Here is a 13,292-nt window from a genome sequence, read left to right as displayed (position 1 = left end):
AATCGTGCCGGTAAGAATAGAGAGGAACGATGTATGATGGATCTCGATAATATTCCTGATACGCAAACGGAAGCTGAGGAACTGGAAGAAGTGGTGATGGGGCTTATCATCAACTCCGGACAAGCGCGCAGCCTGGCGTATGCGGCGCTGAAGCAGGCGAAGCAGGGTGATTTTGCAGCGGCAAAAGCCATGATGGATCAGTCGCGGATGGCCTTGAATGAAGCGCATCTGGTACAGACGAAACTGATTGAAGGCGACGCGGGTGAAGGCAAGATGAAAGTGAGTCTGGTGCTGGTTCACGCCCAGGACCATTTAATGACTTCCATGCTTGCACGTGAACTGATTACCGAATTAATTGAGCTTCATGAAAAACTGAAGGCATAAGGAGTCGATGATGCAGCCAGTGATTAATGCGCCGGAAATTGCCACTGCCCGTGAACAGCAGTTGTTTAATGGCAAAAATTTCCATGTGTTTATCTACAATAAAACGGAAAGTATTACTGGATTGCATCAGCATGACTATTATGAATTTACCCTGGTTTTAACTGGTCGTTATTTCCAGGAGATTAACGGTAAGCGCGTGTTGCTGGAACGGGGCGATTTTGTTTTTATTCCGTTAGGATCACACCATCAAAGTTTTTATGAGTTTGGTGCCACGCGCATATTGAACGTTGGGATCAGTAAACGTTTTTTTGAACAGCATTATTTGCCGTTGTTGCCTTATTGCTTTGTTGCTTCACAGGTTTACCGAACTAATAATACTTTTCTTACCTATGTGGAAACTGTGATTTCTTCATTGAATTTCAGCGAAACCGGTCTGGAAGAATTTGTTGAGATAGTCACTTTTTATGTCATTAACCGTTTACGTCATTACCGCGAAGAACAGGTGATTGATGATGTGCCACAGTGGTTAAAAAGTACGGTTGAAAAGATGCATGATAAAGCGCAGTTCAGTGAAAATGCGCTGGAAAATATGGTGATGTTATCGGCTAAATCGCAGGAGTATTTGACGCGTGCGACTCAGCGATATTATGGCAAAACGCCGATGCAGATTATTAATGAAATCCGCATTAACTTTGCCAAAAAACAACTGGAAATGACCAACTATTCTGTGACTGATATTGCATTTGAAGCCGGTTATAGTAGCCCAAGCCTGTTTATTAAAACGTTTAAGAAACTAACATCTTTTACACCAAATAGTTATCGTAAGAAATTGACTGAATTTAATCAGTAGCTATTGTCACTGATCATTAAATTTACATGCGTGCCTTATTTATCCTGGGGAGACCGGGATATTCCTGACGTAGAGGCAGGTATGAAGAATATCAGTATTTCCTGATGAAGGGAGAAATTATGAGCCAGAAATTAAAAGTCGTCACTATTGGTGGCGGGAGTAGTTATACCCCGGAACTGCTGGAAGGGTTTATTAAGCGTTATCACGAATTGCCAGTGACTGAATTATGGCTGGTGGATGTCGAAGGTGGTAAGGCAAAACTGGATATTATCTTTGATCTCTGCCAGCGAATGATCGATAACGCTGGTGTACCGATTAAACTTTATAAAACGCTTGATCGTCGTGAGGCGCTGAAAGGGGCTGATTTTGTCACTACCCAACTGCGCGTAGGTCAATTACCAGCACGCGAACTGGATGAACGTATTCCGTTAAGTCATGGTTATCTTGGCCAGGAAACTAATGGTGCGGGTGGCCTGTTTAAAGGTCTGCGCACCATTCCTGTGATTTTTGACATCGTAAAAGATGTCGAAGAACTTTGTCCGAATGCGTGGGTGATCAACTTCACTAACCCGGCGGGAATGGTCACTGAAGCGGTTTATCGTCATAGCGGATTTAAACGCTTTATCGGCGTATGTAATATTCCGATTGGTATGAAAATGTTTATCGGCGATGTTTTAGCCTTGAATGAGAACGATGATTTATCTATCGATCTGTTCGGCCTGAACCACATGGTGTTTATTAAGGATGTGTTGGTAAATGGCAAATCACGTTTTGCCGAATTGCTCGACGGCGTGGCGTCAGGGAAGTTAAAAGCGTCTGGCGTAAAAAACATTTTCGATCTGCCGTTTAGCGAAGGCTTAATTCGGGCACTGAACCTGTTGCCGTGTTCCTATTTGCTTTATTACTTCAAGCAAAAAGAGATGCTGGCGATTGAAATGGGTGAGTATTACAAAGGCGGCGCGCGTGCGCAGGTGGTACAGAAAGTCGAGAAGCAACTCTTTGATCTGTATAAAAACCCGGATCTGAAAGTGAAACCGAAAGAGCTGGAGCAGCGCGGTGGAGCTTATTACTCTGATGCAGCGTGCGAAGTCATTAACGCTATCTACAACGACAAGCAAACGGAACATTACGTTAATATCCCGCATCATGGGCATATTGATAATATTCCGGCAGACTGGGCGGTAGAAATGACCTGCACGCTGGGGCGCGATGGCGCGACTCCACATCCGCGCATTACGCATTTCGATGACAAAGTGATGGGGCTGATTCACACCATCAAAGGCTTCGAGATTGCGGCCAGCAACGCAGCACTTAGCGGGGAATTTAACGATGTGTTACTGGCGCTAAACCTTAGCCCGTTGGTGCATTCCGATCGCGATGCTGAGTTGCTGGCGCGTGAGATGATTCTGGCGCATGAGAAATGGCTGCCAAATTTTGCCGACTGCATAGCAGAACTCAAAAAAGCACATTAACCGGGGCTGATTATGGAACGCTTACTGATTGTTAATGCCGATGATTTTGGCTTAAGCAAAGGTCAGAACTACGGCATTATCGAGGCCTGTCGAAACGGTATTGTCACGTCAACGACGGCGCTGGTGAATGGTGAAGCTATCGACCATGTGGTGCAGTTGAGTCGTGATGAACCGAGCCTGGCAGTTGGGATGCATTTTGTTCTCACCATGGGCAAGCCGCTGACTGCAATGCCGGGTTTAACCCGCGAAGGCGTGCTGGGGAAGTGGATCTGGCAACTGGCGGAAGAAGATGCTTTACCGCTAAAGGAAATTGCTCAGGAACTTGCCTGTCAGTATCTGCGTTTCATTGAGCTATTTGGGCGCAAACCTACACATCTTGATAGCCATCATCATGTGCATATGTTCCCGCAGATTTTCCCGATTGTGGCAAAGTTTGCGGCTGAAGAGGGGATTGCGTTGCGCATCGACCGTCAGCCGTTATTTAGCGATGGTGATTTACCCGCTAAATTGCGCAGTTCGCAGGGCTTCAGTAGCGCGTTCTATGGTGAAGAGATTAGCGAGTCACTGTTTCTGCAAGTGCTGGATGATTCCAGCCATCGCGGTGAACGTTCGTTGGAAGTGATGTGCCATCCGGCGTTTGTCGATAATACAATTCGCCAGAGTGCTTATTGCTTTCCACGGTTAACGGAGCTGGAAGTGTTGACATCAGCATCGTTGAAGTATGCCATTGCCGAGCGAGGTTATCGGTTGGGTAGTTATCTTGATGTGTAAGATAGTTTGTAAAGTCACTCCCCTAGGGGAGTGACTTTATTCATATTTACGCCGGAATTTTATCAATCTTAGGAATACGTGACCATACGCGGTGCGCTGCCATTAGCGTTAATAGTTCATCCATAAAACTACCGTCGGCGCTGTCGGCTTCCACGATCCCTTCTTCACCCTGGTCATCAACCTTGATTGTCGCCTTAAACTTGCGTGCGTCTCCTGCCAGCGCAATCGGTTTAAGGTGTTTGTAGGCTTCCATCAGGTAATAGTTTGCATCGCCGTTGTCGGCAATATCGGCGATATTGCCGCAAGGGACAATCACCGCATCGACCGTCAGCGATGGTGCCCCGGCAAAGGTAGCGGCTATTGGCAGCATCGTACCGTCATCGGCAGTCACTTCCCCCATCCGCGAATAAAGCAGTTTGGCATGAACGCCTTTAGCTTTCAGCGCCTTGAGGATTGACAGAAGGTCTGCCGATCTCACTTCATCATTAAGCAAAATCGCTACCACACGACCTTTCACATCACCATCAGGAATGGCATACAGACTCAACGCAGGATCTTTTATCAGCCCGTTTACGTCAGGTGGCGGCGTAATATTCAGCTGATCGTCAGTCAGTTCGATACCGAGATTTTTTGCTACCGCCTGCGCCAGAGTCAGATCAATATGCGCCAACTGGTCAACGACGCGTTCACGAATATAAGGTCGTACAACTTTGCTTAACTCAAAGCTGAAACCATCGACAATATGGCGTTGCTCGAACGGCGTCTGACTTAACCAGAACAGGCGCGGATGCGAATAGTATTCGCCAAATGATGGGCTGCGCTCCCGCACTTTATTGCCTTCCACGCGCTCCTGGTATGATTCAAATCCACCGCGTTTTGGCCCCGGCGGCGTTTCGCGCGGCCAGTTATCGTTGATCGAGTTCGGTTCGTAATTCGCCGGGTTAGTGTCGATTCCCATCCGATGCATACCGTCACGCTGGAAATTGTGGTACGGGCAGGTAGGGCGATTAATCGGAATTTCATGAAAATTCGGCCCGCCAAGACGGCTGATTTGTGTATCGGTATAGGAGAACAAACGCCCCTGCAACAGCGGATCGTTGGTGAAATCCAGACCGGGGACAATATGACCAGGATGGAAAGCTGCCTGTTCGTTTTCGGCAAAGAAGTTATCCGGGTTACGGTTAAGCACCATTTTGCCGACGCGCTGAACGGGGACTAACTCTTCCGGGATGAGTTTCGTTGGGTCAAGCAGGTCGAAGTCGAATTTGAATTCATCTTCTTCGGGGATCAACTGGAAGCCCAGTTCATACTCCGGGAAGTCGCCTGCTTCAATGGCTTCCCACAGTTCGCGGCGGTGGAAGTCTGGATCACGTCCGGTAAGTTTCTGCGCTTCATCCCAAACCAGCGAGGCTTTACCTGCCAGTGGTTTCCAGTGGAAACGCACAAAGGTTGCTTTACCTTCGGCGTTAATCAGGCGGAAGGTGTGAATGCCGAAGCCTTCCATGGTGCGGTAACTGCGTGGTATTCCGCGATCTGACATCGCCCACATCACGTTGTGGAGCGTTTCTGGTTGCAGGGAAACATAATCCCAGAAGGTGTCGTGGGCGCTTTGCCCTTGCGGAATTGCCCAGTGCGGTTCTGGTTTTACCGCATGAACAAAGTCCGGAAATTTGTGTGCATCCTGAATAAAGAAGACAGGCGTGTTGTTACCCACAAGATCAAAAATGCCTTCTTCGGTATAGAACTTGGTGGCGAAACCACGGATATCACGCACCGTATCTGCCGAACCTGCGCCACCCTGAACGGTAGAGAAACGCACGAACACCGGGGTAATTTTGTTCGGATCTGACAGGAAGTCGGCTTTGGTGATATCGCTTAAGTTTTTATATGGCTGGAAATAACCGTGAGCGGCTGACCCACGCGCGTGAACGATACGTTCCGGGATACGTTCATGGTCGAAGTGGGTGATTTTCTCGCGCAGAATAAAATCTTCCAGCAGCGTTGGACCACGGCTACCGGCTCGCAGTGAGTTTTGATCGTCGGCGATGCGCACGCCCTGATTAGTGGTCAGCGCATAATTTTCACTGCCTTTGCGTACGTCTTCCAGAGAGTTTAGTTTTTCGTTACGCGTATCAGGAGCTTTCAGACTCCCAGGGGCGGTAGGTTGTGCGCCTGGCGGGGTCGGTTCAGCCGCTGGACGATGAGATCCGTCTTCAGGTGCCAGTGAGTCCATTCCCGGTTTCGCTTCGCTGGAGTCGTGTAGTGGTGACTGGTGCTGATGTGGGTTCTTTTCGTTATGTTGCGACATTGAACTCGTCTCCTTAATTCATTACTGAAAGGGCCGCTGTTTTGGTCAAAAAACCCTCTAACTATAGACCATCAGGGTGATCTCGCTCTGGAAGCGGTGCCAGAGAAGGTATTCGGGAATATACGCAAAGCAGGACGGACGGGGGGTAAATCAGCTAAACTACAATTTTTCTGATTTTTAATATGCGTTTAGTGAAGCCAGTAATGAAGAAACCGCTACGTCAGCAAAACCGCCCGATTATTAGCTATGTTCCTCGCACGGAACCTGCGCCGCCAGAACATGCGATTAAGATGGATTCGTTTCGCGATGTCTGGATGCTGCGTGGCAAATATGTTGCGTTTGTGCTGGTTGGGGAATCATTCTTGCGCTCACCTGCGTTTAATGTGCCGGAGTCGGCTCAGCGTTGGGCTAATCAGGTGCGCCAGGAAAATGAGATCGAAGAATAAATAAACGCCTGTCGAAGGACAGGCGTTTTGCGTTATAAACCAGGATTAACGGTGTGCCAGTTCGGCGTCGTCTTCGCTGTCCAGAATGGACTTATCGGTTTGCTTAAGCCACTGGCTGGTCAGCGTACCTGCGGTCATTGAGCCGCTCACGTTCAATGCAGTTCGACCCATATCGATAAGCGGTTCAACGGAGATTAACAAAGCCACCAGCGTTACCGGCAAGCCCATCGCTGGCAGAACAATCAACGCGGCGAATGTCGCACCACCACCAACACCTGCAACACCGGCAGAACTGACGGTAACAATACCGACCAAAGTTGCAATCCACATCGGATCCAGCGGGTTAATACCCACCGTTGGCGCTACCATTACGGCCAGCATTGCCGGATACAACCCGGCACAGCCGTTTTGACCAATGGTCGCCCCGAAAGAGGCGGCAAAACTGGCGATAGATTCAGGAACACCCAGACGACGCGTTTGTGCTTCAACGTTCAGTGGAATAGACGCAGCACTGGAACGGCTGGTGAAAGCAAATGTCAGCACCGGCCACACTTTGCGGAAGTATTTCAGCGGGCTGACGCCATTAATACCCAGCAGAATGCCATGCACCGCAAACATAATGATAAGACCCAGGTAGGACGCGACAACGAAGCTACCCAGCTTAATGATGTCTTGCAGGTTGGAACCGGCAACCACTTTGGTCATCAGCGCAAGCACGCCGTAAGGGGTGAGTTGCATGACCAGGCGAACCAGTTTCATCACCCAGCTTTGCAGTGTGTCGATAGCTGTTAAGACGCGTTCACCTTTCGGCGCATCATCTTTCAGCAGTTTCAGCGCAGCTACACCCAGGAATGCCGCAAAAATTACCACGCTGATAATTGATGTCGGATTCGCACCGGTCAGATCGGCAAACGGATTTTTCGGGATAAAAGACAGAATGAGTTGCGGAACACTTAAATCTGCGACTTTACCAACATAGTTGCTTTCAATAGCGTTCAGGCGAGCAGTCTCAGCGCCACCCTGAACCAGACCTTCAGCAGTCAGACCAAACAGGTTAGTCACCAGCACACCAACCAGCGCCGCAATCAGCGTGGTAAACAGCAGCGTACCGATGGTCAGAAAACTGATTTTTCCTAACTGAGATGCGTTATGCAGGCGAGCAACCGCGCTCAGAATAGAGGCGAATACTAACGGCATAACGATCATTTGCAGTAGCTGAACATAGCCGTTACCGACAATGTTAAACCACTGTACAGAATCTTTAAGTACCTGGCTGTCAGAACCATAAATGGTATGCAGAGCAAGGCCAAAGACCACGCCCATCACCAGACCCACCAGCACTTTTTTTGCCAGACTCCACTGTTTGTGGCGGGCCTGAGCCAGCACAAACAGCAGAACAACGAACACTACGATGTTCGCAATTAATGGAAAGTTCATCCCCGTTCTCCTGATCTTATTATTTCTATCACTGTGTAACAGTCATAGTGTTGGCGCAAGATTAACAGAACTGTGAGCTGGCTCTTATATTCAAATGGAATTGCTTATTCCAGAAAGGTGATTTTTGCCTTTTTAGTATTCAACCTGGTGCTTAATAAGGCGATGAAACTGGATCTGCAAGGTATTGATCATTTGCGATGACCAACGAACCGCGCTGTTTTCAGGCAGGGAATGGGGCATCCACACCGACCAGACAAATAATGCCATGCAGAGAAAACGTTCCAGCTGATTGCCCTTTTGTGGCACCAGAATTGGCAGGCGAAAGCGCCAGCGACACGGCCAGAGCAGGGGAACACCAGCCGGTGTCAGCATATCGGCAAGAATATGACTCAAATAACCCAGCACCATACCTTGCAGTGCATCAGCCGGAATAAACCAGCTTTCCGGCACCTTGAGATAAAAGGTTGCCAGCAGGGCAAATACAGCCAGCAAACTGTGGGTAAATCCACGGTGTCCAAATGCGCGGGCAATGGGTTTTGATATCCACCTTAATCGCTGCCCAAGAAACGATTTTGGGTGGTCGATGTCCGGTAACAGACACGTTAAGATCGCGGAAGGGACAATATGCCACCAGTCACCCTGTGCCAGCACGGGCGTCAGCTCGGCATTTTTGGCAAATACCGCACAAGCAATAGAAAAGAGAAGGTGACCTTCCGCCGTCATGATAAAACTCACTAAACTGTCGATACGTACAGTATAGGATTTTTATACAGTGCGCGGAAGTGGTGACGGTGTAACTCTTTATCACAAAATGATGATAAATCCGCCAGTTGAATAAAAATTCAGATAAAAAGCCAGGGGCAGTTATGGCACTGCCCGATTTTATTAGCCGAGGAGGTCGGTCGCGGTCAATTCGGTGAGAGAGGAAAGTTTTACGTTTGCCAACACAAAACGGGGATCATTTTGCGCTTCGGGCGCGGGGACAACGATAGAACGCATACGTGCCGCTTTAGAGGCGATCATGCCATTTACAGAGTCTTCCAGCGCCACGCAGGCGAGAGGATCAACGCCCAGTTTTGCTGCACAGTCGAGATACACTTGTGGATGCGGCTTGCTGTAAGGCAGCTTTTCGGCGGAGGCGAGGGCATCGAAACTATCACGTAAGTCAAACATGGTCAGTACTTTCTCCAGCATATGTAACGGTGACGCGGAGGCCAGACCTACCAATAATCCTTGTTCTTTGCATAGCGCAACGGCCTCACGCACACCAGGTAGTAATGGTCGTGTCTCTTCAACCAGTGAAATGGCACGGGCAATAACCCGTTCAACTACCTCCTGACGACTCGGCCCATTCCACGGTTGCCGGGCATACCACAGATCGACCACCATATCGATGCGTAAACCTAAGGTGTCCGGTAGCTCGTTACGACGGGAGATATCTACCCCCAGGCTTGCCATCACATCCAGTTCGGCTCGATCCCATAAAGGTTCTGAGTCGATAAGTAATCCATCCATATCGAAAATTGCAGCAAGAATCTGACGCGGGGTTGACATTACAACCTCTCCTTTAGAGCATTATGTGTAAGGTATTAAGCAGTGCTTATGATTAAGCGCCTATCATATCGCCTTTAAAGAATGGGCGAAAACAGATATCTACAGGTAAACTAATTGAAACGACGCGTCTTAATCAAGGAGAACTCATGACGTATCAACAAGCTGGACGCATTGCTGTTTTGAAAAGGATTTTGGGTTGGGTGATTTTTATACCGACACTTGTTTCCACGTTAATTTCCTTGCTGAAGTTTATGAATGTCCGGCAAGAATCCCAGGAAGGTATCAATGCTGTAATGCTCGACTTTGCGCATGTCATGATCGATATGATGCAGGCGAATACGCCTTTTCTGAATCTGTTCTGGTACAACTCACCGACGCCCAATTTTAATGGTGGCGTGAACGTTATGTTTTGGGTGATTTTCATCCTGATATTTGTGGGGCTTGCGCTGCAAGACTCTGGTGCCCGTATGAGCCGCCAGGCGCGCTTTTTGCGCGAAGGTGTTGAGGATCAACTCATTCTGGAGAAGGCTAAAGGGGAAGAGGGGTTAACGCGTGAACAGATTGAGTCACGCATTGTTGTGCCACACCATACTATTTTCTTACAGATTTTCTCACTCTATATTCTGCCGGTAATTTGTATTGCTGCGGGGTATGTGTTCTTTTCTTTGCTTGGATTTATTTAAGTAAAAGGCCGCATGGAGCGGCCATTATCATCAATCCACATCACGCAGCTAACAATCTATCCAGTGACTGCTGGGCAATAACCAAATGCTGCCCGCCAAACAACCTTGCACGGTTAAGCAACGTGTAGAGTTGGTAAATTGGTTGACGTTCGAGGAAATCTGCCGGTAGCGGTGAAACGGACTGATAGCCGTCATAGATTTGTGGCGGCTGTTCGGTATGCAGTGGCAACATCGCCAGATCGCACTCTCTGTCGCCCCAGTAACAAGCAGGGTCGAATATATACGGCCCCTCCGGGCCCAGAGCGCAGTTTCCAGACCATAAATCGCCGTGTAACAGTGATGGCTGTGGCTGATGAGAGCTCAGGCGTTGCTTAATATGCTCGACGATGGAGTCGATATTGCCGAAGGCGATCCCTTTTTCTGCTGCCAGTTCCAGTTGCCAGCCAATACGTTGTTCAGCAAAGAACGTTGACCAGCGACGTTGCCAGGTATTGGGTTGTGGAGTAGTGGAAAGTGCGTTATCGAAATCGAGGCCAAATTGCGGCTGGTCACTCCATTGATGCAGGTGCGCAATTTGCTGTCCTAAAATAAATGCGTTATGTGCATCCAACGGGCGGGGCGGGAGATAGTCCATCACCAAAAAACTGTAGTCGCGGTCAGCGCCAACAGCCCAGACTTTAGGCACGCTGACCGTTTTACTGCGCGACAGTAATTCCAGCTGGTCGGCTTCGGCGGTAAAACCGGAAAGCAGTTCCCTTTCATCACATTTGACGAAAAAGTCACGTCCTGCGTAGCGTAAATGCCATGCGGCATGGACTTCTCCGCCAGGCAGTTCATTACGCAGTTCGATTTCGCCTTCACCTAACTGCTCGCTCAAAAGACGACTGATTGCCTGCCACATGATGTCTCTCCCATGTTGTCTGCCAGATCATAAGGTTAGCGCAGGAATGCGGTGCAAAAACACGAGCTAACGCACACCACAGACTGATTATTGCCCAAAAACCATTTATTTTCTGTTGCTATGCCAGTCCTCCCAGGTGGTGATCATGATCTCTGGGTCTTTGCCTGTGGCGCTTTGGGTGAGTGCGGCAACCAGCTCTCTTATTTCATCTTCACTTTGAGTACTGATAAGCCCAAAGGTGTTCGTTCCCAGCTCATGGATATTTCCGTCATCATCCGTCATGGTCAGTAAAAAACCGTCGCGTGTCAGAAAGTTATTTAACTCATTAATTTCAGTTAATGTGTCTTCATGCAACATGACAGTAATGACATAACGGACAAGATCGCCCCCAGCCATAATTCACCTCTTTGTTATCACGTGATTTTTTAGCATAGTCGGAGAAACGCGTTGTCGACAGGTTTATGGTGATTCCCCCAATGATTGGGGGAATATCTCTATAAGTGGGAAAGGTAAGCGTAAATTTTTTGCGTATCGTCATGGGAGCACAGACGAGTTCCTTGATTGAGCGTGGCGGCGCTGCCCGCAGCGACCCCAAAACGAACCATCTCTGCAAGAGAGGCATTTTCTGCCAGCTTCAGCGTCATCGCGCCGACCATGCTGTCACCTGCACCGACGGTACTCTGGCTTTTCACCGGTGGTGGCACAACCTGAATGCAGTTTTCGCTGTCCACCCCCAGCGCGCCCTGCGGGCCAAGGGAAACGACAACCCGTTTGGCTTTGCCGCTATTAACGATTTCCTGCGCGGCTTTGCGTACATCATCAGGCTGGGTGAGTTCGCGGTTAACCAGTGCGCTTAGCTCTTTCTGGTTAGGTTTAACCAGTTCAATGTTGCCAATGGCCAGGGCTGCACTTAAAGCCTCGCCAGAACTGTCGACGATGCAGCGAATCCCTTGTCTTTGCGCAGCTGAAATAAGCTGAGTTAATTTTTCCAGCTTCACACCTGGGGGCAGGCTTCCGCTTATGACCAGAATGGCTCCAGATTCAATTTCCAGAACTTGCTCTTCAAGTTGACGAAATTCATCGTCACTTAATGTCGCGCCAGGCATGACAAATCGGTACTGTTCACCTGTAGATTCCACATGTACGTGCAGATTCTGGCGGGTCCAGTCTTTTGCTTCGACAGTCGCAACCGGGACATTTTCATCAGACAGCAGTGAAACCAGATGTTCGCCAGTCGCTCCGCCAGCCGGGAAGATTGCCGTGGCGCTCCCACCAAGGTGGGCAATGGCGCGGGCGACGTTAATACCGCCGCCACCAGGCTCGAACACCGGTGCGGTACAACGCAGTTTTCCTTCGGGATAAATTTGCGGGGTAATTGTTGCGCTATCGAGAGAGGGCGCAAGTGTCAACGTATAGATACGTACCATCATTTCCTCCTATAGGCTGATTTCAGTCTGGCACTGAATCAGTGGAAAGTGAAGAAATTAACAATATGATTTATTGGATATTTATATGAAATTAATAAGATGAAGATATATAAATAAATATTTGTTTTCATAATGTGCTTATTCAAAAAATGAAATAAGAAGTCGTTGCTAAGTTTTTCACTCCTTTTTATAATTTGTCACCTTTCCAGGGACGCTACTCTTTGATCCTTAAGAAAGTTTCCGGGACCGCGATGGTCTCTTTTTTTGTTGTACGGACTTTTAATAAATGAAGCTTTTGAAGACAGTTCCTGCCATCGTTATGCTGGCGGGGGGTATGTTTGCGTCTCTGAATGCAGCTGCCGATGATTCCGTTTTTACTGTCATGGACGATCCTGCCAGCGCCAAAAAACCTTTTGAAGGTAATCTGAATGCAGGCTACCTTGCACAATCAGGTAACACGAAAAGTTCTTCACTAACGGCTGATACCACTATGACCTGGTATGGGCATTCTACTGCCTGGTCGCTGTGGGGGAATGCCAGTAATACTTCTTCTAACGATGAGCGTTCTTCGGAAAAATATGCGGCGGGCGGGCGTAGCCGTTTTAATTTAACTGACTATGACTATTTATTTGGTCAGGCAAGCTGGCTGACAGACCGCTATAACGGTTATCGCGAACGCGATGTGTTGACTGCGGGTTATGGTCGCCAGTTTTTGAATGGCCCGGTACACAGCTTCCGCTTTGAATTCGGTCCTGGCGTGCGTTACGACAAATATACCGACAATGCCAGTAAAACCCAGCCGCTGGGTTATGCTTCCGGGGCTTACGCGTGGCAGTTGACCGACAACGCGAAAATTACCCAGGGTGTTTCCGTCTTTGGCGCAGAAGATACGACACTGAACTCGGAAAGCGCGTTAAATGTGGCTATTAATGAACATTTCGGTCTGAAGGTGGCGTACAACGTTACATGGAACTCTGAACCGCCTGAATCGGCTCCAGAACATACCGATCGCCGAACAACGTTATCGCTGGGATATAAAATGTAATTACTGCCGGGCCG

Annotated in this window: 14 protein-coding genes; 7 read left to right on the top strand and 7 right to left on the bottom strand. The window is 48.7% G+C overall.

Annotated elements, in window-relative coordinates; all coding sequences use genetic code 11:
- The first annotated feature begins 33 nt into the window (after nt 1-33).
- From chbA to chbG, 4 genes are all read left to right on the top strand, one after another.
- Nucleotides 34-384, top strand: coding sequence for a PTS N,N'-diacetylchitobiose transporter subunit IIA (gene chbA, locus EQY_RS0100915; RefSeq protein WP_000968919.1), 351 nt, complete (start codon nt 34-36; stop codon nt 382-384).
- Between the two features lie 7 nt (nt 385-391).
- Nucleotides 392-1,234, top strand: a complete 843-nt coding sequence (chbR, locus tag EQY_RS0100910) for a transcriptional regulator ChbR (RefSeq protein WP_000983663.1) — start codon at nt 392-394, stop codon at nt 1,232-1,234.
- Nucleotides 1,235-1,353: 119 nt separating this feature from the next.
- Complete coding sequence (gene celF, locus EQY_RS0100905; RefSeq protein ID WP_000078790.1) at nt 1,354-2,706, top strand: 6-phospho-beta-glucosidase; 1,353 nt, start codon at nt 1,354-1,356, stop codon at nt 2,704-2,706.
- Between the two features lie 12 nt (nt 2,707-2,718).
- Nucleotides 2,719-3,477 carry a chitin disaccharide deacetylase gene (gene chbG / locus EQY_RS0100900; RefSeq protein WP_000440425.1) on the top strand — a complete coding sequence of 253 codons (759 nt, stop codon included), beginning with the start codon at nt 2,719-2,721 and terminating at the stop codon, nt 3,475-3,477.
- Between the two features lie 46 nt (nt 3,478-3,523).
- On the opposite strand, the gene katE is transcribed toward chbG, so the two are convergent.
- Nucleotides 3,524-5,785 carry a catalase HPII gene (katE, locus tag EQY_RS0100895; protein ID WP_000077864.1) on the bottom strand — a complete coding sequence of 754 codons (2,262 nt, stop codon included), beginning with the start codon at nt 5,783-5,785 and terminating at the stop codon, nt 3,524-3,526.
- Between the two features lie 182 nt (nt 5,786-5,967).
- Between katE and cedA the strand changes: the two genes are divergently transcribed.
- The gene (gene cedA, locus EQY_RS0100890; protein ID WP_001241547.1) at nt 5,968-6,231 is read left to right on the top strand and encodes a cell division activator CedA; all 264 of its coding nucleotides are present in this window, start codon (nt 5,968-5,970) and stop codon (nt 6,229-6,231) included.
- 45 nt (nt 6,232-6,276) lie between these two features.
- Here the strand turns inward: cedA and tcyP are convergent, their stop codons facing one another.
- The 3 genes from tcyP to hxpB form a co-directional block, all read right to left on the bottom strand.
- Nucleotides 6,277-7,668 (bottom strand): cystine/sulfocysteine:cation symporter, encoded by a 1,392-nt coding sequence (gene tcyP, locus EQY_RS0100885; RefSeq protein ID WP_001010734.1) that lies wholly within the window; start codon nt 7,666-7,668, stop codon nt 6,277-6,279.
- A gap of 132 nt (nt 7,669-7,800) precedes the next feature.
- Nucleotides 7,801-8,391 (bottom strand): metal-dependent hydrolase, encoded by a 591-nt coding sequence (locus tag EQY_RS0100880; protein ID WP_010345892.1) that lies wholly within the window; start codon nt 8,389-8,391, stop codon nt 7,801-7,803.
- Nucleotides 8,392-8,553: 162 nt separating this feature from the next.
- Nucleotides 8,554-9,222 (bottom strand): hexitol phosphatase HxpB, encoded by a 669-nt coding sequence (gene hxpB, locus EQY_RS0100875; protein ID WP_000106829.1) that lies wholly within the window; start codon nt 9,220-9,222, stop codon nt 8,554-8,556.
- 146 nt (nt 9,223-9,368) lie between these two features.
- On the opposite strand from hxpB, the gene EQY_RS0100870 reads away from it, so the two are divergent.
- Entirely contained in the window at nt 9,369-9,905 is a 537-nt protein-coding gene (locus EQY_RS0100870) for a YniB family protein (protein WP_000222184.1), read from the top strand.
- A 40-nt stretch (nt 9,906-9,945) separates the two neighbouring features.
- Here EQY_RS0100870 and EQY_RS0100865 read toward each other — a convergent pair whose 3' ends face one another.
- The 3 genes from EQY_RS0100865 to pfkB all read right to left on the bottom strand — a co-directional run bounded on the left by EQY_RS0100865 (nt 9,946) and on the right by pfkB (nt 12,233).
- Nucleotides 9,946-10,806 carry a fructosamine kinase family protein gene (locus tag EQY_RS0100865; protein ID WP_000267674.1) on the bottom strand — a complete coding sequence of 287 codons (861 nt, stop codon included), beginning with the start codon at nt 10,804-10,806 and terminating at the stop codon, nt 9,946-9,948.
- A 105-nt stretch (nt 10,807-10,911) separates the two neighbouring features.
- On the bottom strand, nt 10,912-11,202 hold the full coding sequence (ghoS, locus tag EQY_RS0100860; RefSeq protein ID WP_000896963.1) for a type V toxin-antitoxin system endoribonuclease antitoxin GhoS: 291 nt from the start codon (nt 11,200-11,202) through the stop codon (nt 10,912-10,914).
- A 98-nt stretch (nt 11,203-11,300) separates the two neighbouring features.
- Nucleotides 11,301-12,233, bottom strand: a complete 933-nt coding sequence (pfkB, locus tag EQY_RS0100855) for a 6-phosphofructokinase II (RefSeq protein WP_000251748.1) — start codon at nt 12,231-12,233, stop codon at nt 11,301-11,303.
- A 286-nt stretch (nt 12,234-12,519) separates the two neighbouring features.
- Between pfkB and EQY_RS0100850 the strand changes: the two genes are divergently transcribed.
- Complete coding sequence (locus EQY_RS0100850) at nt 12,520-13,278, top strand: DUF481 domain-containing protein (protein WP_000771389.1); 759 nt, start codon at nt 12,520-12,522, stop codon at nt 13,276-13,278.
- Nucleotides 13,279-13,292: the final 14 nt, after the last annotated feature.

It is taken from the genome of Escherichia sp. TW14182, from assembly GCF_000208525.1.
Classification (GTDB): Bacteria; Pseudomonadota; Gammaproteobacteria; order Enterobacterales; family Enterobacteriaceae; genus Escherichia; species Escherichia ruysiae.
The sequence above is the reverse complement of the archived record's forward strand: the minus strand, read 5'-3'. Positions and strand labels throughout refer to the sequence as shown.